General features: G+C 60.6%; 22 protein-coding genes and 2 tRNA genes. 8 read left to right on the top strand and 16 right to left on the bottom strand.

Annotated features, from left to right (window positions below; genetic code table 11):
• The first annotated feature begins 140 nt into the window (after positions 1–140).
• Positions 141–884 carry a tRNA-uridine aminocarboxypropyltransferase gene (locus AC1MDC_RS05660; RefSeq protein ID WP_480392650.1) on the top strand — a complete coding sequence of 248 codons (744 nt, stop codon included), beginning with the start codon at positions 141–143 and terminating at the stop codon, positions 882–884.
• Between the two features lie 58 nt (positions 885–942).
• On the opposite strand, the gene AC1MDC_RS05665 is transcribed toward AC1MDC_RS05660, so the two are convergent.
• A complete protein-coding gene (locus AC1MDC_RS05665; RefSeq protein WP_170929707.1) occupies positions 943–1,116 on the bottom strand; it encodes a hypothetical protein in 174 nt (57 codons plus the stop codon).
• On the opposite strand from AC1MDC_RS05665, the gene erdR reads away from it, so the two are divergent.
• Together erdR and AC1MDC_RS05675 are read left to right on the top strand one after the other, a co-directional pair.
• Positions 1,109–1,759, top strand: coding sequence for a response regulator transcription factor ErdR (gene erdR / locus AC1MDC_RS05670; RefSeq protein ID WP_085647827.1), 651 nt, complete (start codon positions 1,109–1,111; stop codon positions 1,757–1,759). The genes AC1MDC_RS05665 and erdR overlap by 8 nt on opposite strands.
• A 75-nt stretch (positions 1,760–1,834) precedes the next feature.
• Entirely contained in the window at positions 1,835–2,197 is a 363-nt protein-coding gene (locus tag AC1MDC_RS05675) for a diacylglycerol kinase (RefSeq protein WP_003222276.1), read from the top strand.
• On the opposite strand, the gene AC1MDC_RS05680 is transcribed toward AC1MDC_RS05675, so the two are convergent.
• The gene (locus AC1MDC_RS05680) at positions 2,194–3,120 is read right to left on the bottom strand and encodes a LysR family transcriptional regulator (RefSeq protein WP_085697388.1); all 927 of its coding nucleotides are present in this window, start codon (positions 3,118–3,120) and stop codon (positions 2,194–2,196) included. The genes AC1MDC_RS05675 and AC1MDC_RS05680 overlap by 4 nt on opposite strands.
• 144 nt (positions 3,121–3,264) lie before the next feature.
• Between AC1MDC_RS05680 and fpr the strand changes: the two genes are divergently transcribed.
• The gene (fpr, locus tag AC1MDC_RS05685) at positions 3,265–4,044 is read left to right on the top strand and encodes a ferredoxin-NADP reductase (protein WP_085702623.1); all 780 of its coding nucleotides are present in this window, start codon (positions 3,265–3,267) and stop codon (positions 4,042–4,044) included.
• 110 nt (positions 4,045–4,154) lie between these two features.
• Here fpr and tsaA read toward each other — a convergent pair whose 3' ends face one another.
• From tsaA to rimO, 6 genes are all read right to left on the bottom strand, one after another.
• On the bottom strand, positions 4,155–4,853 hold the full coding sequence (gene tsaA, locus AC1MDC_RS05690) for a tRNA (N6-threonylcarbamoyladenosine(37)-N6)-methyltransferase TrmO (protein ID WP_480392651.1): 699 nt from the start codon (positions 4,851–4,853) through the stop codon (positions 4,155–4,157).
• Positions 4,854–5,010: 157 nt separating this feature from the next.
• Entirely contained in the window at positions 5,011–5,781 is a 771-nt protein-coding gene (locus AC1MDC_RS05695) for an SDR family oxidoreductase (RefSeq protein ID WP_227234621.1), read from the bottom strand.
• 134 nt (positions 5,782–5,915) lie between these two features.
• Positions 5,916–6,383 carry a YehS family protein gene (locus AC1MDC_RS05700; protein WP_085697391.1) on the bottom strand — a complete coding sequence of 156 codons (468 nt, stop codon included), beginning with the start codon at positions 6,381–6,383 and terminating at the stop codon, positions 5,916–5,918.
• 73 nt (positions 6,384–6,456) lie between these two features.
• Positions 6,457–7,167, bottom strand: a complete 711-nt coding sequence (locus AC1MDC_RS05705) for an rRNA pseudouridine synthase (protein WP_085697392.1) — start codon at positions 7,165–7,167, stop codon at positions 6,457–6,459.
• Positions 7,168–7,250: 83 nt separating this feature from the next.
• Entirely contained in the window at positions 7,251–7,724 is a 474-nt protein-coding gene (locus tag AC1MDC_RS05710) for a GNAT family N-acetyltransferase (protein ID WP_041475157.1), read from the bottom strand.
• A gap of 111 nt (positions 7,725–7,835) precedes the next feature.
• The gene (rimO, locus tag AC1MDC_RS05715) at positions 7,836–9,173 is read right to left on the bottom strand and encodes a 30S ribosomal protein S12 methylthiotransferase RimO (RefSeq protein WP_085697394.1); all 1,338 of its coding nucleotides are present in this window, start codon (positions 9,171–9,173) and stop codon (positions 7,836–7,838) included.
• A gap of 350 nt (positions 9,174–9,523) precedes the next feature.
• On the opposite strand from rimO, the gene AC1MDC_RS05720 reads away from it, so the two are divergent.
• From AC1MDC_RS05720 to AC1MDC_RS05730, 3 genes are all read left to right on the top strand, one after another.
• On the top strand, positions 9,524–11,365 hold the full coding sequence (locus AC1MDC_RS05720; RefSeq protein WP_480392767.1) for a potassium transporter Kup: 1,842 nt from the start codon (positions 9,524–9,526) through the stop codon (positions 11,363–11,365).
• A 172-nt stretch (positions 11,366–11,537) separates the two neighbouring features.
• The gene (locus AC1MDC_RS05725) at positions 11,538–11,828 is read left to right on the top strand and encodes a Phd-YefM (protein ID WP_085697396.1); all 291 of its coding nucleotides are present in this window, start codon (positions 11,538–11,540) and stop codon (positions 11,826–11,828) included.
• Positions 11,829–11,839: 11 nt separating this feature from the next.
• A complete protein-coding gene (locus AC1MDC_RS05730) occupies positions 11,840–12,127 on the top strand; it encodes a type II toxin-antitoxin system RelE family toxin (RefSeq protein WP_007954964.1) in 288 nt (95 codons plus the stop codon).
• 54 nt (positions 12,128–12,181) lie between these two features.
• On the opposite strand, the gene AC1MDC_RS05735 is transcribed toward AC1MDC_RS05730, so the two are convergent.
• The 5 genes from AC1MDC_RS05735 to AC1MDC_RS05755 all read right to left on the bottom strand — a co-directional run bounded on the left by AC1MDC_RS05735 (position 12,182) and on the right by AC1MDC_RS05755 (position 17,642).
• Complete coding sequence (locus tag AC1MDC_RS05735; RefSeq protein WP_085697397.1) at positions 12,182–12,508, bottom strand: DUF3077 domain-containing protein; 327 nt, start codon at positions 12,506–12,508, stop codon at positions 12,182–12,184.
• Positions 12,509–13,068: 560 nt separating this feature from the next.
• Entirely contained in the window at positions 13,069–14,364 is a 1,296-nt protein-coding gene (locus AC1MDC_RS05740; RefSeq protein WP_085697398.1) for a virulence factor family protein, read from the bottom strand.
• Positions 14,364–17,003: a bifunctional lysylphosphatidylglycerol flippase/synthetase MprF gene (gene mprF / locus AC1MDC_RS05745; RefSeq protein ID WP_085702629.1), complete on the bottom strand. Its 2,640-nt coding sequence runs from the start codon at positions 17,001–17,003 to the stop codon at positions 14,364–14,366. Before mprF ends, AC1MDC_RS05740 begins: the two co-directional genes overlap by 1 nt.
• 280 nt (positions 17,004–17,283) lie before the next feature.
• A tRNA-Met gene (locus tag AC1MDC_RS05750) sits at positions 17,284–17,360 on the bottom strand.
• A gap of 205 nt (positions 17,361–17,565) precedes the next feature.
• Positions 17,566–17,642: transfer RNA gene (locus AC1MDC_RS05755), tRNA-Met, on the bottom strand.
• A 280-nt stretch (positions 17,643–17,922) separates the two neighbouring features.
• Here AC1MDC_RS05755 and dinB point away from each other — a divergent pair.
• Positions 17,923–18,984 carry a DNA polymerase IV gene (gene dinB / locus AC1MDC_RS05760; protein WP_085683305.1) on the top strand — a complete coding sequence of 354 codons (1,062 nt, stop codon included), beginning with the start codon at positions 17,923–17,925 and terminating at the stop codon, positions 18,982–18,984.
• Between the two features lie 48 nt (positions 18,985–19,032).
• Here the strand turns inward: dinB and AC1MDC_RS05765 are convergent, their stop codons facing one another.
• From AC1MDC_RS05765 to AC1MDC_RS05775, 3 genes are all read right to left on the bottom strand, one after another.
• A complete protein-coding gene (locus AC1MDC_RS05765) occupies positions 19,033–19,986 on the bottom strand; it encodes a hypothetical protein (protein WP_085697400.1) in 954 nt (317 codons plus the stop codon).
• Between the two features lie 17 nt (positions 19,987–20,003).
• On the bottom strand, positions 20,004–21,719 hold the full coding sequence (locus AC1MDC_RS05770; protein ID WP_085697401.1) for a proline--tRNA ligase: 1,716 nt from the start codon (positions 21,717–21,719) through the stop codon (positions 20,004–20,006).
• Positions 21,720–21,834: 115 nt separating this feature from the next.
• Positions 21,835–23,394 carry an AmpG family muropeptide MFS transporter gene (locus AC1MDC_RS05775; RefSeq protein ID WP_085697402.1) on the bottom strand — a complete coding sequence of 520 codons (1,560 nt, stop codon included), beginning with the start codon at positions 23,392–23,394 and terminating at the stop codon, positions 21,835–21,837.
• Positions 23,395–23,422 lie beyond the last annotated feature (28 nt).

Consider the following 23,422-nt stretch of genomic DNA (forward strand, 5'->3'; position numbering starts at 1 on the left):
GCGTTCAGTGGCGGCGAATTATAGGGGAGCCGGTCGGGAGGGTACAGGCTTGTGCCTGCCGCTCTGGTAAACTGCCGCCCTTTATTGCCCTGCCGAGTGTCGTTTGTGTCGAGTTTTCCTGTCTGCCGGTGCCGCCTGCAATGAATCATGCCCCCAACGCCGTGGCCCGCCTGCGCGACCAGCGCGAGGATGAAGGTATCAAGCCGATTCAGGCCCGTGGCTTTCGCTCCCCGCGTTGCCGCGATTGTCGGGTGATCATCAGCCATTGCCTGTGCGCCTGGCGGCCGACCGTCGATACGCGCTCGGGCGTTTGCCTGATCATGACAGGCAAGGAAGTGTTCAAACCCAGCAACACCGGTTGGCTGATCGCCGACATCGTGCGCGACAACCATGCCTTCATCTGGTCCCGGACCGAACCTGACGTGCAACTGCTGGCGCTGCTGAGCGACCCGCAATGGCAGCCGTATCTGGTGTTCCCCGGTGAGTACGTCGATCCCTCGCGGGTGACCAACACCGTGGATCTCGATAGCAGCAAGCGTCCGCTGTTCATCTTGCTGGACGCGACCTGGACCGAAGCCCGGAAGATTTTCCGCAAGAGCCCGTATTTCGACCGCTTGCCGATTCTGAGCCTGTTACCCGACAAGCTGTCGCGTTATCGCCTGCGCCGCTCGACCCGCAGTGAACACCTGTGCACCGCCGAAGTGGCGGCGCTGTGCCTGGAACTGGCCGGCGATTCGGACGCCGCGTCGGCGCTGGACGCCTATTTCGATGTGTTCAGCCAGCATTACCTGGGGGCCAAGCAGCAACTGGAGGTCAATGTATCGACGCCGGCCCACGCCGAATTGCAGCCCTATATCCGAAACGCGCCCCCCGTACCGGCCTGATCCTGGCCCATACTGCTAAAGCAGTGGCCGTGCGGCTTGACCACCCCGGCTTCGCTGGTCATGCTTGGCGCCGATTGGGGTGCGGCCAAGGTTTGAAACGCCGTTTTTGTTCGTGATTGGCGTTGAACGTGCCCCTGTGGATGCCGCTGCCGGGCGGTGTCTGGATTTGCTTTGGCAAGGCCCGAATGCGCGGGCCCGCCATCAAAAACAGGATCATTTGAAAAATGGCCACATACGACATCCTGATTGCCGATGATCACCCTCTTTTTCGTAGCGCACTGCATCAAGCGGTAACGATGGGCCTTGGCCCGGACGTGCGCATGGTGGAAGTGGCGAGCATCGCCGAGCTGGAAGCCCGCCTGACCGAAAAGGCTGACTGGGATCTGGTGCTGCTGGACCTGAACATGCCGGGCGCTTTCGGGTTTTCCGGGCTGGTGATGCTGCGCGGTCAATACCCGCAGATTCCTGTGGTGATGGTTTCGGCCCAGGAAGAAGCCTCGGTGATGGTCAAGTCCCGGGAATTCGGCGCCAGTGGTTTCATTCCCAAGTCCAGCGACCTGAGCGTGATTCAGGAAGCGGTGCGCAAGGTGCTGGACGGCGATGTGTTCTGGCCGCCTCAGGCGTTTGAAGCGGTCAGTGTTTCGGATGAAGCCAAGGCTGCCAGTGATGGCCTCGCGAGCCTGACACCGCAGCAGTTCCGGGTGTTGACCATGGTCTGCGAAGGGTTGCTGAACAAGCAGATCGCTTACGAGCTGAGCGTGTCCGAAGCGACCATCAAGGCCCACGTCACGGCGATCTTTCGCAAGTTGAACGTGCGAACCCGGACCCAGGCAGCTTTACTGCTGCAGCAACTTGAGTCAATTCCGAGCCAGTAAGTGCTGGCGTCTTCACGCTTTTTTGACTTTCGTTGATCTAGCTTCCCCACTTTCTTTCGGTCGGTTATCTACTTTATGTCACCTTTCAAGGGCCAGACGGGCCTGAAACGCATCCTCAACGCTTCCGGTTACTCGCTGGACGGCTTGCGCGCCGCCTTCACTGGCGAAGCGGCTTTCCGCCAACTGGTGCTGCTCAACGTGGTGCTGATTCCGCTGACGTTTTTTCTCAATGTCAGCCGGGTCGAGCAGGCGTTGCTGATCGCTGTGTGCCTGCTTGCGCTGATCGTCGAGCTGTTGAATTCGGCAGTGGAGGCGGCCATTGACCGCATCTCGCTTGAGTTGCACCCGCTGTCCAAGAACGCCAAGGACATGGGCAGTGCCGCGCAATTCGTGGCGCTGAGCATGATTGCCCTGGTGTGGGCGGTGATTCTGCTTTAGGCGATGCTCGGCAGAACGATCTCGTCGCTGCGCTGGACCCCGGCGGTGAAGGCGCGGCACAGGTCGAGGAATTCGCGCATGGCGGAGGTCTGGTACTTCTGTTTGTGCCAGATGAAATAGAACTGCCGCGCCAGATCCAGATCCGGCGTCTCCACCGGCACCAGGCTGCCGCGACGGAAGGCATCACGCAGCGCCAGGCGCGAGATGCAGCCAATCCCCAGACCTGATTCCACCGCGCGCTTGATCGCTTCGGTGTGTTCCAGCTCCAGCCGGATGTTCAGCGCGCTGCGGTGATGGCGCATCGCCTGATCGAACGTCAGGCGCGTCCCCGAACCCTGTTCCCGCAAAATCCACGCTTCGTGCGTTAACGCTTCCATGGTCGCGCTGCCGCGTTTGGCCAGTGGATGCTGCGGGGCGCAGAACACCACGAGTTCATCCTCGACCCAGCTCTGTACTTCGATGTCCGGATGGCTGCAATCGCCTTCGATTAGACCCAGATCAATTTCGTAATGAGCCACTTGTTGCACGATATTGGCAGTGTTCTGCACATGCAGCTTCACCTGACTTTCGGGATGGCGCTGCATGAATCCGCCGATCAGCAGCGTCGCCAGGTAATTGCCGATGGTCAGGGTCGCGCCCACCGACAGTGAGCCGAAACCGGATTTTCCGTTGAGCAGGTCTTCGATTTCCTTGGCCTGATCGAGCAGGGCCACGGCTTGCGGCAGCAACTGTTTGCCGAGGGCGTTGAGGCTCAGACGTTTGCCGGCGCGATCGAACAGCTGGCAGCTGGACTGGCGCTCCAGTTCGGTGATGGAAGTGCTGGCGGCCGATTGCGACAGGTTGAGCAGACCCGCAGCACGGGACACGCTTTCCTGTTGGGCGACAGCAACGAAGACTTGCAGTTGACGAAGAGTAAATCGCATATCGATATAACCGATAACCCTTATCTTAATAATCCAGTTAACAGATATTGTCGGCGCTATTAGAATGCGATGCAATTGCGCACCGTCGGCATCCTTCAACGCGAGCCGGGCAGGCGCAGATCAATCTCCAGGAGTCCCACGTACATGAGCAACATGAACCACGAGCGTGTCCTCAGTGTTCATCACTGGAACGACACTCTGTTCAGCTTCAAGTGCACCCGCGATCCGGGCCTGCGCTTCGAGAACGGTCAGTTCGTGATGATCGGCCTGCAACAGCCAAACGGCCGCCCGCTTATGCGCGCTTACTCGATCGCCAGCCCGAACTGGGAAGAGCATCTCGAGTTCTTCAGCATCAAGGTGCAGGACGGTCCGCTGACCTCCCAGCTGCAGCACCTGAAGGAAGGCGACGAGATCATCATCTCGAAGAAACCGACCGGCACTCTGGTGCTGGACGACCTGAACCCGGGCAAGCACCTGTACCTGCTGAGCACCGGCACCGGTCTGGCGCCGTTCATGAGCGTGATCCAGGACCCGGAAACCTACGAGCGCTTCGAGAAAGTGATCCTGGTTCATGGTGTCCGTTACGTCAACGAAGTCGCCTACCGCGAGTTCATCACCGAGCACCTGCCGCAGAACGAGTTCTTCGGCGAAGCGCTGCGTGACAAGCTGATCTACTACCCGACCGTCACCCGCGAGCCGTTCGAGAATCAGGGCCGTCTGACCGACCTGATGCGCAGCGGCAAGCTGTTCCGCGACATCGGCCTGCCTCCGATCAACCCGCAGGACGACCGCGCGATGATCTGCGGCAGCCCGAGCATGCTCGACGAGACCAGCGAAGTGCTCGACAGCTTTGGCCTGAAGATTTCGGCGCGTATGCGTGAGCCGGGTGATTACCTGATCGAGCGTGCATTCGTCGAGAAGTAAGCTGTTTATAGGTGACGCAGAGCGTCACTGGATTCATTCCCACGCAGAGCGTGGGAACGATCAGCCCGCGTTGCCTGAGAAGGCAGCGCGGGCTTTTTCGTTTTCGGGGTTCAGTCAGCGGCGGGAACCACTTCCAGGACGCGAATCTGCTCCGGCGTGGGGTAATGCCAGCGCACATCCAGATCCCAGAACTGCGCGCCGTATTCGCGTTCGGGCGCGGGCGTCTGATACGCCGGACGCGGGTCCTGGGCCAGGCATTGCTCGATCAGCGCCACTAAAGGTTCATCGAGGCGTTGAGCGTGTGTGTGCGCCTGTTTCAGCGCCGAGTCCGTCCACTGCACGTCAATCAACTGCGGCGCAGCGCTGGCGATGCTGTTGGACGCGTCAGCAATGATGTCGGCGTAGGGCACGTAGGGTTTGATGTCGAGAATCGGCGTGCCATCCAGCAGGTCGATACCGGAGATGAACAGGCGATTGGCCTCGACTTTGTCCAGCTTCACCACTGACTGGCCGATGCCGTTCGGCCGATGCGTGGCGCGAGTGGCGAACACGCCCATGGACTTGTTGCCACCCAGGCGCGGAGGGCGGACTTTGAGGCGCGGCTTTTCTTCCAGTGCCTGATGGAACAGGAACAGCAGCCAGACATGACTGACCTGCTCCAGCCCCTGTACTGCGTCGCCCTGATCGAACGGTGCTACCAGTTCCAGCACGCCACGGGCGGCGGGGGCCAGTTGCGGCTGGCGCGGGATGGCAAACTTCTCCTTGAAGCAGGAGCGGACAAAGCCGATGGGGGAGACGCTGTAAGTCATGGTTTGCATTCGAAGCGGAGCAGGGCGGGCATGATAACCCGGCAGGCTTCAAGTCTGGTGGTGTCAGACCTGGCCTCTTCGCGAGCAAGCTCGCTCCCACAGGTAAACGCATTCCAAGTGTGGGAGCGAGCTTGCTCGCGAAGGCCGGATCGCCGACCTAAAGACTGAATCCGCCATCCAGCGGAATGATATTCCCGGTCATGTAGGCCCCGGCAGTACTCGCCAGGCTGATCGCCAACGCCGCCATTTCCTCTTCACGGCCCCAGCGTTTCATCGGGATCAGCGCGGTGTCTTCGGCCAGTGCCTGCTGATCGTTGCCGATATGCTGGGTCATCTTGCTCGGGAAACGCCCCGGCGCGATGACGTTGACGTTGATGTGCTGGCTCACCAGTTCCCGGGCGAGAATTCGCGACAGTTGATGCAGAGCAGCCTTGCTCGGCCCATAGGCGTAGGCCTGTTCACCGAAAGACGAGATCCCCGCCACCGAACCGATGTTGATGATCCGCGCCGGATTGGCCGCCGAGCCGGATTTGCGCAGCAACGGCAGAAATTGCTGGATGCAACTGAACACCGAGGTCACGTTTAGTTGCATGACCTTTTCCCAGCCCTTGACCGGGTAGCTCTCCAGCGGAGCGCCCCAGGTGGTGCCGGCGTTGTTCACCAGAATGTCCAGATGAGTGATCTGCTCGCCCAGTCGCGCGACCAGTTCTTTTACGCCTTCTTCCGTCGCCAGATTCGCCGCCACGCCCAGGCAAGTGCCCACGGCACTGAGTTCTTCAGCGGTTTGATGACAGGCTTCAGCGTCACGGGAGCAGACGTACACGCGGGCGCCGGCTTCGACAAAGGCCTTGGCGATCATTTTGCCGATACCACGGGTGCCGCCGGTCACCAGGGCGGTGCGGCCTTGCAGGGAGAAATACGGGTGCATGGCGAATCCTGAGGGCTAGGGTTCAGTACACCCTAGTCGCCGGCCGCGAAAAGCGGAGCCACTATTTTTGGAAGGAATGGAGGGGCATGCATGAAAACGGCGACCGAAGTCGCCGTTTTGTTTTTGCAAAAAAATCAGCCGCGAACGCGCAGGGTCAGGCCCTTGAGGAAATTGCGCAGCAACTGATCGCCGCACGGGCGGTAGTTGGTGTGGCCGACCTTGCGGAACAGCGCGCTCAGCTCAGGCTTGGACACCGGAAAATCGGCCGACTTGAGGATCGCGTGCATGTCGTCTTCTTTCAGTTCGAAGGCCACGCGCAGCTTTTTCAGGATGATGTTGTTGGTCACCGGCACTTCGATCGGCAGCGGCGGACGGCTCTCGTCCTTGCCGCGCTTGAAAATCACCAGACCGTCGAGGAAGTGCGCGATGACTTCGTCCGGGCAGCGCACGAAGCCTTCTTCGTCTTCTTCTTTCTTGTCGAGGTAGGTCACGACATCGGCAAGCGTGACGTCCAGGCCGCCGAGTTTGATGATCTCGACCACTTTCTTGTCGCTGATGTCGAGCATGTAGCGCACGCTGCGCAGAACGTCATTGTGAACCATGTGTGCAATCCTGTTTGTTCGCTGTGGGCATCGCGCGGGCGCGGTGCCGGAAATATAGGGTGGCTTGCGAGCCTTAGAATTTCTCTTTGCCGGACAGGTAGCGCCATTGGCCGACCGGCACCTTGCCGATGGACACGCCGCCGATGCGGATGCGGCGGATGCCCATCACCTTCAGGCCAACCGCTTCGCAGAGCTGGGCGATGATCCCCGGCTGCGGGTTCTTCATGGCGAAGCGCAGGCGGTTTTCGTTCTGCCAGCTGGCCTTGACCGGCGGCAGCTCCTTGCCCTTGTGGGTGAGGCCGTGCTGCAGGCGATTGAGGCCGTGGGCAACCATGTCGCCTTCGACTTCGACCACGTATTCCTGCTCGATTTTGGCCGCGTCGGCGGTGAGCTTGCGCAGCACCTTCCAGTCCTGGGTGAACACCAGCAGGCCGCTGGCCTTGGGTTGCAGGTCAGCGCTGGCGGTCAGGCGCAGGAAATGCCCGCGCAGCGGACGCTTGCCGTAGCGGTGCTCTTCGCTGAGGGTGTCGGCATTCAGCGACTGCATGGCGGTGTCGACATCCATGCCGGCCGGCACGTTGAGCAGAATGGTCACCGGCTCCGGCGCGGTGGCCTTGGCGTCCTTGTCGAGCTCGACTTTCTGGTCGCCGACCTTGAATTGCGGCTCGTCGATGATTTCGCCGTCCACGGTGACCCAGCCGCCCTCGATGAACAGCTCGGCCTCGCGGCGGGAACAACCGACCAGTTCGATGAGGCGTTTGGAGAGGCGAATCGGGTCAGTCATGACAGGGGCCGTAACAAAAAAGGGGTGGGCATTGTACCTGCCTGGGGCCGGTTAAGCCCGATTGCATTTGCGCCGTGTGGCTTTTAGCCGCGTACCGCGCGCTGCTCCGGTTGTTTCAGACGCATATGCAACAGCGGATAGGGCTGGCCCATGCCATCGACTTCCGAGCGGCCGATCACCTCGAACCCTTGCTTGAAATAAAACCCCAGGGCCTGCGGGTTCTGTTCGTTGACGTCCAGTTCGTCAGCATTCAGGTGCTCCATGGCGTACTTCAGCAGTTTCTTGCCAAGGCCCTGGCCGCGATGCGCCGGGTCGATGAACAGCATTTCGATCTTGCCCGCGGCGACCCCGGCAAATCCGGTGATGCGCTGGTGGCTGTCGCGGGTGCAGATCAGCATCACTGCGTCGAGGTAGCGGGTCAGCACCAGATTCTTCAGCAGCTCGATGTAGGATTCCGGCAGGAAATCATGAGTCGCGCGCACCGAGGCCTCCCAGACCCGGGTCAGTTCCTGATAATCGCTGAGTTTCGGCGTGTGGATGACCGAGTGGTGACGCATGCCCGATAGCCTCTTTGTCATGGATGAGGGAGTCCTTCCCACCCCAAACGATAGCCGTAAAAAAGCCCCGCATCTCGTAAAAGAGAGCGGGGCTTTCTGTATTTTTCGCGCTTAGATCTGTTCGGCCCAGAGGTCGTACTCGTCGGCGTCGGTCACCTTGCACCAGACCTTGTCGCCCGGCTTGAGGTTGCTGCCATTGTCGATGAACACGTTGCCGTCGATTTCCGGGGCATCGAAGAAGCAGCGGCCGACTGCGCCTTGCTCGTCGACTTCGTCCACCAGCACTTCGATCTCGCGGCCGATGCGCATTTGCAGACGGGCCGAGCTGATTTCCTGCTGGTGTGCCATGAAGCGCTCCCAACGATCCTGCTTGACGTCGTCCGGAACGATATCCAGGTTCAGGTCATTGGCCGGTGCGCCTTCGACCGGCGAGTACTGGAAGCAGCCGACGCGGTCGAGTTGGGCTTCGGTCAGCCAGTCCAGCAGGTACTGGAAGTCCTCTTCGGTTTCACCGGGGAAGCCGACGATGAAGGTCGAACGGATGATCAGGTCCGGGCAGATCTCGCGCCAGTTCTTGATCCGCGCCAGGGTCTTGTCTTCGAACGCCGGGCGTTTCATCGCCTTCAGGACTTTCGGGCTGGCGTGCTGGAACGGGATGTCCAGGTACGGCAGGATCTTGCCGGCGGCCATCAGCGGGATCAGCTCGTCGACGTGCGGGTACGGGTAAACGTAGTGCAGACGGACCCAGACGCCGAGGGTGCTCAGCGCTTCGCACAGTTCGGTCATGCGGGTTTTCACCGGCGCGCCGTTCCAGAAACCGGTGCGGTATTTGACGTCAACGCCGTAGGCGCTGGTGTCCTGGGAAATCACCAGCAGTTCCTTCACGCCGGATTTCACCAGGCGCTGGGCTTCGTCGAGCACGTCGCCGACCGGACGGCTGACCAGTTTGCCGCGCATCGACGGGATGATGCAGAAGCTGCAGCTGTGGTTGCAGCCTTCGGAAATCTTCAGGTACGCGTAGTGACGCGGGGTCAGCTTGATGCCTTGCGGCGGCACCAGGTCGATCAGCGGGTTGTGATCCTGCTTCGGCGGCACGACTTCGTGCACCGCGTTGACCACTTGCTCGTACTGCTGCGGACCGGTGACGGCCAGCACGCTCGGGTGCACGTCACGGATATTGCCTTCTTCCACGCCCATGCAGCCGGTCACGATGACCTTGCCGTTTTCCTTGATCGCTTCACCGATGACTTCCAGCGATTCGGCCTTGGCCGAGTCGATGAAGCCGCAGGTGTTGACCACGACCACGTCGGCGTCCTGATAGGTGGACACCACGTCATAGCCTTCCATGCGCAGCTGGGTCAGGATGCGCTCGGAGTCGACCAGTGCTTTCGGGCAACCCAGAGAAACGAAGCCAACCTTTGGATTGGCCGGCGCAGGAGTGGTGGACATGTCTAACCTCGGTGTTTTGTGACGTCGCTTGCCTGATGGCGGAAGCCGACGGACGGGCGCTTGAAGTGCGCCTCTGATCAAAAAGTGCGCAATTCTAGCGATGAGCAACGCACTTGACCAGCTTTATGCAGGGAAATACGACGAGTGCTGCGCTATGCTTCGCGCCGTTGAGCTTTACCAATTTTTTACAGTCAACAAAACGTCTGTAACAGCAGGTAAAACAGCGCATGCTGCACCACAAAGCATAGTGCTTCATTCAAGAAGCCGGTTCTGAGAAGTAGGAGTGTTGGATGGGTCAGGCAAGTAGTCATGCGGCAGGCGCCGAAGGTTCGGCCACCAAGCCGCTGAGTATGCTGGTCGCGGCAGTCGGGGTAGTTTACGGCGACATCGGCACGAGCCCGTTGTACACCCTCAAAGAAGTGTTTTCCGGCGGTTACGGCGTACCGGTGAACCACGACGGAGTGCTGGGCATTCTGTCGTTGATCTTCTGGTCGCTGATCTGGGTCGTGTCGATCAAATACATGATGTTCGTGCTGCGTGCCGACAACCAGGGCGAGGGCGGCATCATGGCGCTCACCGCACTGGCACGGCGGGCAGCGGGGGAGCGCAGAAAATTGCGTTCGCTGCTGGTGGTCTGCGGCTTGATCGGCGCAGCGCTGTTCTATGGCGACAGCATGATCACCCCGGCGATCTCTGTGCTGTCGGCCATCGAGGGTCTGGGCCTGGCATTTGACGGGATCGACCATTGGGTCGTGCCGTTGTCATTGGTGGTGCTGGTCGGGCTGTTTCTGATCCAGAGCCATGGCACAGCACGGATCGGCATTCTTTTCGGGCCGATCATGGTCACCTGGTTCCTCGTTCTCGGCGCTCTGGGCGTGTACGGCATCAGCCATTCCCCGGAAGTGCTAAAGGCCCTGAACCCGATCTGGGCCGTGCGCTTTTTCATGGTGCATACCGGCATGGGCGTGGCGATTCTCGGCGCCGTGGTGCTGGCGCTGACCGGTGCCGAAGCGCTGTACGCCGATATGGGCCACTTCGGTCGCAAGCCGATCGCCCGGGCGTGGTTCCTGCTGGTGCTGCCGGCGCTGGTGCTTAACTACTTCGGACAGGGCGCCTTGCTGCTGGACAACCCGGAAGCGGCGCGCAACCCGTTCTACCTGCTGGCGCCGGGCTGGGCGCTGATTCCGCTGGTCGGTCTGTCGACCCTGGCCACCGTCATTGCGTCCCAGGCGGTGATTTCCGGCGCGTTCTCCCTGACCCGTCAGGCGATTCAGCTTGGTTACATTCCGCGTATGTACATCCAGCACACGTCCAGCGACGAGCAGGGCCAGATTTATATTGGCGCGGTGAACTGGGCGCTGATGGTCGGCGTTGTCCTGTTGGTGCTGGGCTTCGAATCCTCCGGCGCACTGGCCTCGGCCTATGGTGTTGCAGTAACCGGCACCATGCTGATGACCACGATTCTGGTATCGGCGGTCATGTTGCTGTTGTGGAAATGGCCGCCGGTGCTGGCCGTGCCGGTGCTGATCGGCTTCCTGCTGGTGGACGGTCTGTACTTCGCCGCCAACGTGCCGAAGATCGTCCAGGGCGGTGCGTTCCCGGTGGTCGCCGGTATCGCCTTGTTCATCCTCATGACCACCTGGAAGCGCGGCAAGCAACTGCTGGTCGAGCGCCTGGACGAAGGCGCGCTGCCGCTGCCGATCTTCATCAGCAGCATCCGCGTGCAGCCGCCGCATCGCGTTCAGGGCACAGCCGTGTTCCTCACCGCCCGTTCCGACGCGGTGCCGCATGCGCTGTTGCACAACCTGCTGCACAACCAGGTGCTGCATGAACAAGTGGTGCTGCTGACCGTGGTCTACGAAGACATCCCGCGTGTGCCGTCATCGCGCCGTTTCGAAGTCGAGGCCCACGGCGAAGGCTTCTTCCGGGTGATCCTGCACTTCGGCTTCACTGACGAGCCGGACGTGCCGCAGGCGCTGAAGCTGTGTCATCTGGACGACCTGGACTTCAGCCCGATGCGCACCACCTACTTCCTCAGCCGCGAAACGGTCATCGCCTCGAAACTCGAAGGCATGGCCCGTTGGCGTGAAGCGCTGTTTGCGTTCATGTTGAAGAACGCCAACGGGAACCTGCGGTTCTTCAATCTGCCGCTGAACCGGGTGATTGAATTGGGGACGCAGGTGGAGATGTAGGCTCCGTCTGAACTGAAAGCCCCCGTCAGCCTTGTGGCTGTCGGGGGCTTTTTTGTGCGTGTCCGGTTGGAGTGCTTGGTCGGATAGTGGAAACAGCAAGTTGCACTATGTTTAATTCAGCACAATACTTTGTGCATTAACGTACGCATCAGCATGTGAGTGAGAGGTGATTATGACGGCATTATTAGAGCGTGCTGACCAAGCAATTTCCGTGACTGCCATGGTCAGGAGCTTCAGCGCGAAGCTCAAGGAGATTTCCAGTCGTGCCACTGAGCGTCTGGTCATCTTCAAGGACAATCAACCGGCAGCGGTCATCATCAACGTGCAGGCCTATCAGGAAATGCTGGATGAACTTGAGGACCTTCGCATTGAAGCGGCAGCCCGCGAACGTCTGAGCAATTTTGATCAGACCAAGGCTGTCAGCCATGAGGATATGCGGGCAAGGTACGCCCGGAAGGATTAAGGGAGCGCTGGATGGTTTGGGGAGTGATTTATCATCCGGAAGTCCAAGGGGATCTTGATCAATTGGGATCAGCAGCTGCCAACCGGATACTGGATGTGATCGAAGAACGGATCATCCACGGCGAGCCGGATAAAAGTGGCAAGCCTCTGAGAGCCAGTCTTGCGGGGTGCAGACGAATTCGAACGGGCGACACGCGAATCGTTTATAGAGTTGATGGCCGGGCCATCCAGGTGTTGATCGTTGCGGTGGGGGCTCGACGTGACGAAGAGGTGTATGGCGCTGCTGAAAGGCGCCTCTGAACAAAAGGCCACCGTCAGCCTTTTGGCTGGCGGGGCTTTTTCGTTTTTATGCCGTTACATGCTTTTGGGCAACTCTGCTTCAGACTCGGTTTTCGTTCTCGCGGGTCGCGGCATCAGGGCCTTCATCACGTCGTCGACCAAGGCTTTGCCGATTATCGTCAGGTAGTGCGCGGCCCAGGCGTGACGGTCGCTCTCCTTGTCGTAGGCGGCATCCTCGGCGAAGGATTTGGCGAGGAACAATAGGTCTGAAGCCTGGGACAGTGCTTCGACGATCGGGACGCCGGAGCGAACGTTGAGTAACGCCTGATCCGAGCTGTAGAGGAAAGAGGTGAAGCCGATTGTTGTGAGATCTGCGGGGGACGGCGATTTCGTTTCGGTCATGGTGTTACTCCTTGGTTCGAGGAGCTGCGACTTCCGTTACCACACGAAAGGGAGGCAGCTGTACGCAGGGTGGTAAACCGGGAACCAAGGAAACCGGCACGCCCGAAGGCGTCCCACGCACAGCTGCCATAACTCGAAATCACAGGCTTGAAAGTGTCTGTGATTGTGATGAGGGTGCTGTTGCGCTGGTTTATCCGGGTTACCACACCCGATCGCTGAAAGGGTCAGCGACCTCTGGAGAGTATCCCGTCGGAAAACAGCGCAATAGGGCGGCAAAGTGCTCAAGCAGGAGATTAGGAGTTTGCCTACAAGGTATGCGGACGTCATCTGATATTGCGACACCAGACGTAAACGAAATTCAATGTTGATGGAGGTTTTGCGCGTCTTTGATGCGGCAGATGAATGTGGAGTTGACGACTCGAAAAGGCCAATGAAGCAGGTGTCCACGTTTTATGGAATGTGGACGCCTGGCGTTTTCAATTTCATGAAGAGTCAAGCATTGAGTGAAAAAGCCCCCGCAACTGCGAAGTTGCGGGGGCTTTTTTGGGGGGCGCTTCAGATCACTCTTCCGCCACCTGCGCCGTGTTCTGGCGCTTCTCGATCAGATCCACCAAGCGCTTGGCCAGCGCCGGATAGTTCTCGTCGAAGTGGTGGCCGCCAGGCAGCTTCACCGCTTCGCCCACCGCGGTCTTGTCGGTGCAGCCGCTTTCGTCGGTTTCTTCTTCACCGTAGATGCACACGACCTTGGCCGGTGGCAGCTTGGCCATTTCCGGGCCGGTGGCGGCTTCTTTGCCGGCATTGCCGAGCCAGCCTTCGACTTCGATTTCGAAACTGCCGGTGCGGGCGAAGGCCAGCAGGATGATTGCGTCGACGCGTTGCTGCTCGGTTTCCGGCAGGCGGTTGTAGATGGCCGGCAGGACGTCGGCGCCGAACGAGTAACCGGTCAGGATGAAGCGCTTGGTGCCCCATTTCTGGCGGTAGTGCTGCATCAGTTCGGTCAGGTCCAGCGCGCTCTGTTCCGGGCTCTTGTGCTGCCAGTAATAGCGCAGGGTGTCGATGCCGACGACCGGGTAGCCGATCTTGGCCATTTCACCGGCCACGTCGCGGTCCAGATCACGCCAGCCGCCGTCGCCGGACAGGAACAGGGTCACGGTGTCCTTGGCCTGGCCGGCCGGGACTTCCACCACCGGGATCTGCAGGCCGCCGTTGGCCTTGTCGCCGCCGACGAGGATCTTGCGCAGTTCGTTGTTCAGCACTTGCGGCAGGTTGATGTCGTAGTCGCTGATGCTGGTTTCGGCGTTTGGTTGATCGCGCACGAAACCGGCGCTGGTGTCGTCCGGGTTGTCGTTCCACGCCACCAGCCAGTGGCCGTGGGCGGAGGATTTTGGCAGCAGATGGGTGCAGCCGGGTTTTTCCAGGGCCAGGTCGACGGAGACGGCCTGGGCCTTGTCGTCTTTCTGTTCGGACAACCAGCGCCACGCCAGCACGGCGCCGGGGCCGATGCCGCTGACCAGCGTCGCCGGGCCGTTCAGTTCGCGCAGGCCGGCTTGCAGGGCGCGGCTCTGCAGCAGGCAGTCCTTGGGCAGAATCACCTGAACGATCTGCGCCGAGGCGCTGCGGCTCAGGGTGCTCAGTTGCTTGTCGCTGAGTTTCTGGTCGTCGTTGACTGCCACCAACACCTGAGCCTTGGGCTTGGTGCCGGGGATGACCCGGGTCATGGCGGCGCCATCGGCCGGGGTGAGCTGTTCGAGGGTCGGTTCCGGTGCCGGGCGTTTGAGGTACCAGAAACCGCCACCGGCAATCGCGGCCAGCACCAGCAGTGCGACCAGGATGTACTTCAGGGAGCGTTGAATCATCAGCGTTTCACCAATCCAGTCAAGCCGCCCGCGATCAGGGCAGCAGTGTCGGCCAGCGCCACCAGCGGATCGAGTCCGGCGGGCACGGCCATATAACGGGGTTCCCAGTCAGGCTGGAACTTGTCTTTGAAGCGGCGCAAGCCTTGGAAGTTGTACAGCTGCTCACCACGGCGGAAAACCATCGAGCCCAGACGCTGGGTCAGCGGTGCCCCGCGCCGGGGTTGCAACCCCGACAGCGGCACCATGCCCAGGCTGAAGCGCGCGTATCCGTGACTCTTATAGTGTTGAATCAGACCGACCATCATGAATTCCATGGTCAGCTTGGGGGCGTCCGGGTGCGCGCGCATCAGGTCGAGACTGGCCAGATCATGGCTGTAGGTCTCGAGCAGGTTGGCGAACGCCACCGGGCGGCCTTCGAAGCGAATCACCGCGATGCGGAAATGCCTCAGGTAATCGTCGCTGAAACGGCCGAGGGAGAAGCCTTTCTCGCGCACGTTCTTGCCGGTGAGCCAGGCATCGGAAATCACCTTGAGCTCATCCATCGGTGCATGGCCCGGCTCATGGATTTCCAGCGACAGACCATCGCGGGTGCCACGATTCCAGGTGTAGCGCAGGTCCTTCATCTCCTTGCCCTTGGCTTCCAGGTCAAAGCGATGCAGATCGACCCGGGCTTCTTCGCCCAGCTTGATCGCGGTCAGGCCGATGTCCATGTAGTACGGCAGGTTCTCGGCGCGCACCTGATAGAACACCGGGCGGGCGTGATGGATGTCGCACAGGTCGCGGAACTGCCAGATCATCTCGGCCCGTTGCTGGCCGGGGCCGATCGGGTCGTACAGGGCCACCAGACTGCGGCCGCGACGGGCATACATCAGGAAGGCTTCATCATTGGGGTGAAACAGCAGCGCCTTGTCGCCGGTCAGGGCCAGGCCACCGTCCGGTTGCGAAGAGGCCATCAGGATTTTCGAGGCGCGTTCCAGCTCATCGGGTGTCGGCAAGTGGATCACCGGGCGAGCGGTGCGCAGCAGCCAGGTCAGGGCGATCACCAGCAACAACACGGCGGCACCGAGCAGCGAGCGCAGACCGCGCGGGGCGTCGGCGTCGAGGGTGAACTGCCACCACAGTTGATGGCTGTACGGAACGTCCTGATAAGCGAACAGCAAAAGCCAGGTCGAAGCACCGAGTACGCACAGGCTGGCCACCAGATACAGCGGCGAGAACGGCAATTCGGTCAGACGGCTCGGGCGATAGAACGAACGACGGAACACCCCCAGCAGCGCGGCGGTGAGGGTCATCAGAGTTGCCTCTTCCCAGTCGAAACCCTTGAGCAGCGAGAGCAGGGCGCCCACCAGCAACAGAATGGTGGTCAGCATCCATGCCGCCGACAACCGGCGACGCAGGCCTTGAGCGAGCATCAGGCACAGCACGCCGATCAGGCTGGCGCCAAAGTGCGAGGCGTCGACCAGACGGTGAGGAATCAGAAAACCGATGTGCTCCAGACGAGTGTCGATCTCTGGCGTCGCGCCGGAAAACAGCAGCACCACGCCGGACAGGAACACCAGCACCGCGAGGATCGGTGCCGCCAGACCGGACGCTGCACGCATGGTCTGCGACTGAAACAGGCGCTGGCCTTCGTTGAGCAGCAACAGCACGCAGGCCACCAGCAACGGCAGCACTACATAGATCAGGCGATACAGCAGCAGGGCGGCAGCCAGCGGCGCGGCGCCGAGTTTGTCGGCGAACGCAGCGAGCAGAATCGCTTCAAAAACACCCACACCACCCGGAACGTGGCTGAGTACACCGGCCGCCAGTGCCAGCAGATAGACCAACAGGAATGCACCGAAGGGCGGTGCTTGCGGCAGCAGCAGATAAAGCACGGTTGCAGCGGCGGCGACGTCGAGGGCGGTAATGACCAGTTGCAGGAACGTCAGGCGACGACCCGGCAGACGCAGGGTGCGACGACCGGCCCGGACCAGCAGGTTGTCCGGATAAGGTTGCTCCGGCAGGCGACGGCGATAGATGCCGATGGCCAGAATCGCACCGAGCAGCAACACCACGCCGGCAATCGTACCCAACAAGGTCTCGGACAGTCCCAGTGCCTGTGAGGCGGCCGGCAGGTTGCTCAGGGTCGCAAGGGCGGCCAGTGGCGGCAGGGCGCAGCCCAGCGACAGGCTGGCGAACAGGGTCATGTGCGCGACTTCGGAAGCGCCCAGGCCATGCCTTGCATATAGACGGTAACGCACCGAGCCACCGGACAGCATCGACAGGCCGATGGCATTGCCGATGGCAAACGCGGTGAAGCCGCCCAGAGCCAGGGTTTTCGGTGTCAGCGTCACGCGCGCATATCGACTGGCCGACCATTCGTAGCCGAGCAGAATGATGAAGCCGATGACTGTCGCACCGAGGGCGCCGAGAAGGGCCGGTTTCGGCACCTCGAGAATCGAGTCGTGCAGTGCGTCGAGATCGAGTTCGCTGAGCAGATGGCGACAGGCAATCAGCGCGATGGCGAACAGCAGCAAAGTGACCGCCAGACCGATCGGTTGCCGGTATTTGCTGATCCGATCCAGCAGGCGCAGACGCTCAGGCTTGATCGGTGGGTTCGCTGTGACGGTGTCTTGTGAATCAGACGAGTTGGCGCGCATCAATCACCTCTTGGATTGTGCGCGACAGGATGGAGGTATCCAGCCAAGTTACCAATCCCTGTAGAAAAAAATAATCACAAAATACTACGCCTCTCACCGGGTATCGGCGAGGGCAGCTCCTGGATTGCAGACGCCTTGCCTGCGACTTCAAGCATAGTCGCAACCTGGCGGGACTGAAGATCCTGAACGGTTCACTGCACAGTGACAGATCATTGTTGCGAAAGGACTTTTTCCACAGATACAAAAAAGGCCACTCTTTCGAGTAGCCTTTTTTGATGTTTGGTTGCGGGAGCCGGATTTGAACCGACGACCTTCGGGTTATGAGCCCGACGAGCTACCAGACTGCTCCATCCCGCGTCTGTGTGGCGGCATTCTACAGGCGAACGGCGGGGTGTCAACCGATAATCCCGTGAAGGGTCAAATAAGTGTGCAATCGCGGCAAACGGTCGCAGGGGAAGCGCTAAGTTTCGGAATCGGAACGATTTCCGGAATGTTCGACTGGATCCGAAAAAACCGAAGCGCACAAAAAAGGCCAATCTTTCGATTGGCCTTTTCTGATGTTTGGTTGCGGGAGCCGGATTTGAACCGACGACCTTCGGGTTATGAGCCCGACGAGCTACCAGACTGCTCCATCCCGCGTCTGTGTGGCGGCATTCTACAGAGGAATGCCGTGGTGTCAACCTTCAATTCGGATAAAACCTGTTGAGCTTCAATCGGTTAGCGCTGACGGACGGTCTTTTCATTGAGCGCAGGGCAGACAGGGCAAGGGTTTCAGCTCTATTGGGGATTGGTTTTCGATTGAGTAAATAAATTCAAAGTCCTTTGCCTACAAACTGAAAAGAACATTCATACCACTGGTGCTATATACAGGTGTCAGTGAGATACTGCCGGTCCGGCTCGCCATGTTTCCTTTTCTGTCATGACTCAGCGAAAAATCATCCACGTCGACTGTGACTGTTTCTACGCCGCCATCGAGATGCGGGATGACCCGAGCCTCGCCGGCAAGCCGTTGGCGGTCGGTGGTTCGGCGGACAGGCGCGGGGTGATCGCCACCTGCAACTATGAGGCGCGGGCTTACGGCGTTCGCTCGGCGATGTCGTCCGGGCATGCCTTGAAGCTGTGCCCGGACCTGACCATCGTCAAGCCGCGAATGGATGCCTATCGCGAGGCGTCGAAGGAAATTCATACGATCTTCAGCGATTACACCGACCTGATCGAGCCGCTTTCGCTGGACGAGGCCTATCTCGACGTCTCGGACAGCGCGCATTTCGGCGGCAGCGCCACGCGCATCGCCCAGGACATTCGTCGCCGGGTTTCCAATCAACTGCACATCACGGTCTCCGCCGGTGTGGCGCCGAACAAGTTTCTGGCCAAGATCGCCAGCGACTGGAGAAAGCCCAACGGCTTGTTCGTGATTACCCCGGACCAGGTCGAAGACTTCGTCAGTGGCCTGCCGGTAAGCAAGTTGCACGGGGTGGGCAAGGTCACGGCCGACAAGTTGAGCAGGCTTGGTATCAGTGACTGTCTGCAGTTGCGCGAGTGGGACAAGCTGGCGCTGGTGCGGGAATTCGGCAGTTTCGGCGAGCGCTTGTGGAGTCTGGCCCGTGGGATCGATGAGCGGTTGGTGCACAACGACAGCCGCCGTCAGTCGATCAGCGTCGAAAATACCTACGACGTCGATCTGCCGGATCTGCGCAGTTGCCTCGACAAGCTTCCGGAATTGCTGGAAACCCTGAAAACCCGCATGGCGCGAATCGACAGCAGTTACCGACCGGGCAAGCCATTCGTCAAAGTGAAGTTTCACGATTTCACCCAGACCACGCTGGAGCAGGCCGGGGCAGGGCGGGATCTGGGCAGTTACCAATTGATGCTGACGCAGGCGTTCAACCGCGGTGGCAAACCGGTACGGCTATTAGGAGTGGGCGTGCGGCTGGAGGATTTGCGCGGCGGGTTCGAACAAATGGAGTTGTTCGAGCGATAAGCGGACAAAAAAATGCCCGAAGCAGGTTCGGGCATTTTTTCGGGGTCTTCAGTTCGGCCCCGGATCCGCCACCAGGCGCCCCGCATCCCGGGTCAGGGATTTGAGGAACTCGGTCTGCAACTCGGGATCGTTGCGGGTCAGTTCGATCAGACTTTGCTCCAGCTCACTGGCTTCTTCTTCCAGACCCAGTTCCGACAGACGCTTGACCCGGTGCACCCACTGGCTCACTTCGTCGTCTTCCAGATCGTCGTAGATCAGTGCGTGAGCCTCCAGCAACTTGCCGCGCAGGTGAGTGCTGATCGCCAAAGACGAATCGGAGTGCACGTCGTCCTTGCTGTCTTCGACAATGATCTGCAGTTTGCCTACATGATTGAGGTCGTTTTCGGCGAACGGGCTGTCCAGCAGGTTCAGACGCAGCACGCCGTGGCGATCGGTGGTCATGTCGAAGGTCTGCTTGCCGGCCTTGATCTGAACCGGGCGCTCGCTCCACGGCAGGCTCGAATACTCCGTGCGCTTGTCGCGCTGGACTTCGTCGATACCGGCCAAGTTCTGTTGCGCGCGACCATTGGATTGCACGTTCATGAACGGGTTGAGCCCGGCGAAACCGTAACTGAGCCAGTCACGGGTCACGCTGTCGGGCAGATTGCCAAGGGCAAACACGTTGACCACGTTCGCACCGATGCCGCCGACCACCGCCACCGCGCCCAGCGGAATCTCGTAGATCTCCCGCCATGGCTGGTAAGGCGTGTAACGGTCGTAATGGCGCGTGACCTCGAACTCGGTGACCTCGAAGGTCTTCTGTTCGTTGATCTTCACCCGCCGTTGCGGCAGCTCAAGCACCTTGGGCTCGCCGACATCGATCTGCAGGCTGTGATCGAGCAGTTTGCGCTCGACACGTTCCTCGTGCTCGCTGCGTTGCGACATGTGATTGGCACAGCCGCTGACCAGCAGGGTGCCGCACAGGGCGGCACCACCGAGGCCTAAGGTGTTTCGCTTGAACATGACGTCTCTATCTGGTTTCAGCGGCGGATACGGGCCTGAAGGAAGGACAGCACGTCGGCAACCGGCAGCGCTTGCGCCTGGCCTTCGGTACGGCTCTTGTATTCCAGGTTGCCTTCGGCAAGGCCGCGATCGCTGACCACGATCCGGTGCGGAATGCCGATCAGCTCCATGTCCGCGAACTTGATGCCCGGGCTGGTTTTCTTGTCGCGGTCGTCCAGCAACACTTCGAAGCCAGCCGCGGTCAGTTCCGCGTACAGCTTGTCGGTGGCTTCGCGCACCAGCTCGGTTTCATAGCGCAGTGGTACCAGGGCGATCTGGAACGGTGCCAGGGCGTCGCTCCAGATGATGCCGTTCTCGTCGTTGTTCTGCTCGATGGCGGCGGCCACCACGCGGGAAACGCCGATGCCGTAGCAACCCATTTCCAGGGTCACCGGCTTGCCGTTCTCGCCCAGCACTTCGCACTTCATCGCCTTGCTGTACTTGTTGCCCAGCTGGAAGATGTGCCCGACTTCGATGCCGCGCTTGATTTCCAGGGTGCCCTTGCCGTCCGGGCTCGGGTCGCCGGCCACGACGTTACGCAGGTCGGCCACGGTCGGAACCGGCAGATCACGCTCCCAGTTCACGCCGAAGTAGTGCTTGTCGTCGATGTTCGCACCGATGCCGAAGTCGCTCATCAGCTCGACCGAGCGGTCGATGATGATCGGCAGCGGCAGGTTCAGCGGGCCGAGGGAACCGGCGCCGGCGCCAATGGCGTCGCGCAGTTCGGCATCGGAAGCCATGACCAGCGGGCTGGCAACGCCTGGCTGGTTGGCAGCCTTGATTTCGTTCAGTTCGTGGTCGCCACGGATGATCAGCGCGATCAGCTTGCCTTCTTCTTCGGCGTGCACGATCAGGGTCTTGATGGTCTTTTCGATCGGCAGACCGAATTTTTCCACCAGGGCCGCGATGGTCTTGGTGTCTGGCGTGTCGACCAGGCGCAGCTCTTCGCTTGGCGCGGCACGCGAGGTTTCACGCGGTACGGCTTCCGCTTTCTCGATGTTCGCGGCGTAGTCGGAACCGTTGCTGAAAACGATATCGTCTTCGCCGGACTCGGCCAGCACGTGGAACTCGTGGGAACCGGCACCGCCGATCGAACCGTTGTCGGCTTCCACCGGACGGAACTTCAGGCCCAGACGGGTGAAGATGTTGCAGTACGCTTCGTGCATGCGGTCATAGGTGACCTGCAGCGACGCCTGATCCGCATGGAAGGAGTACGAGTCTTTCATGATGAATTCGCGACCGCGCATCAGGCCGAAGCGTGGACGGATTTCGTCACGGAATTTGGTCTGGATCTGGTACAGGTTGATCGGCAGCTGTTTGTAACTGCTCAACTCGTTGCGCATCAGATCGGTGATCACTTCTTCGTGGGTCGGGCCCGCGCAGAAATCACGACCGTGGCGGTCTTTGATGCGCAGCAGCTCAGGGCCGTATTCTTCCCAGCGTCCCGATTCCTGCCACAGCTCGGCCGGTTGGGTGCTCGGCATCAACACTTCCAGAGAGCCGGCGGCGTTCATCTCTTCGCGAACGATGGCTTCCACCTTGCGCATCACTCGCAAGCCCATCGGCAGCCAGGTGTACAGGCCCGAGGCGAGTTTGCGGATCATGCCGGCGCGCAGCATCAGCTGATGGCTGATCACGACCGCGTCGGAAGGCGTTTCTTTCTGTGTGGCGAGCAAAAATTGACTGGTGCGCATGGTTGGCCGTTGTCGGTTGCTATGACTGGAAATGACGGAGCAGTGTAACGGCGAGATCCGCCGACGTACAGAAGTGCAACCCCGGCGCGAACCCTCTCGCCGGGTGCGAGATGTCTTACGATTCTTCCACGACGGAGGTCGGTGCAGGTTCCGGCGTCGGCGTCGGACCTTCGCGGCGGCTTTCCTGGAACCAGTGCAGGGCAATCAGCACCAGGGTCGGCACGCCGAGCAGCGCGGTGATCAGGAAGAAGTTGTGATAACCGAATTTCTCCACCATCACGCCGGAGTAGCCGCCGATCAGGCGTGGCAGCAGGAGCATGATCGAGCTGAGCAGGGCGTATTGAGTGGCGGAGAACTTCAGGTTGGTCAGGCTCGACAGGTAGGCGACGAACGCCGAGGTAGCCAGACCGGAGCTGAAGTTGTCGAGAGAGATCGTCACCACCAGCATCTGCAGGTTCGGGCCCATGTCCGCCAGCATGAGGAACAGCAGGTTGGTGGCCGCCGACGCAGCGCCGCCGATGAACAGGATCGGCAGGATGCCGAAGCGCACGATCAGCAGACCGCCCATGCCGGCGCCGACGAGGGTCATGATCAGACCGAAAATCTTGCTGACGCTGGCGATCTGGTCCTTGGTGAAGCCCTGGTCGATGTAGAACACGTTGGCCATCACGCCCATCACCGTGTCGGACATCCGATAGGTGGCGATCAGGCCGAGCAGCAGCAGCGCCTGCCAGCGGTAGCGCAGGATGAAGTCGTTGACCGGCGTCAGCACCGGCGCCAGACCGCGACGGCCCATGGCCGAGAGGCACAGGCAGGTCAGCGTGGTGTAGAGAATCGCGCGCAGGAACGCCCGGTCTTCAAGCAGCAGGTCCAGCGGGCTCATGTCACCAAACAGCACGCTGGCGAAATCGGTGTTGTAGAGCTGGGTGAACATCGCCGGGACGGAGACCAGCAAAATGATCAGCACGAACACCGACATCAACTGATGCATGAAGGTGTAGCGCCCGGCCTGCAACTGAGTGCGCAACGGCACCGGAGGCTCGCGCATCAGCAGGGTGGTGAGCAGGGCAGGGACCATCAAGGCGCCGAACAGCACGTAGGTGCCGGTCCAGGCGGAGTGCTGATAGTTGAACCCGGTGGAGCCGAAGCCTTCGGCGAAGAACAGTGCACCAGCGGTCGCGAGCAGGGCCGCCACCCGATAACCGGACATGTAACTGGCGGCCAGAGCGGCCTGACGGTTGTCTTCGGCGATTTCCAGGCGATAGGCGTCGACGGCGATGTCCTGGGTGGCGGAAGCGAAGGCGACGATCACTGCGATAGCGATCAGCCAGGACAGGTGTTTCTGCGGGTCGCAAAAGCCCATGCCGATCAGGCCGAGGATCACCAGCGTCTGTGAGAGCACCAGCCACGAGCGACGGCGCCCCAGCTTGCCGAGCAACGGCAGGCGCCATTGATCGAGCAGGGGCGACCAGACCCATTTGAAGGCATAGGCCAGACCGATCAGGCTGGCGTAGCCGATCGTCTCGCGGGCCACACCGGCTTCACGCAGCCAGACCGAAAGTGTCGAGAACACCAGCATGTACGGCAGGCCGGCGGCGAAACCCAGCAACAACAGCACGAGCGTCGAAGGACTGGCATAGGCGGCGAGCGCGGCGCGCCAGGTTTTACGGGGCATGGGCTGAAGTCTGCCTCAAGATTGCGAA

Source organism: Pseudomonas sp. 1 (assembly GCF_056626735.1).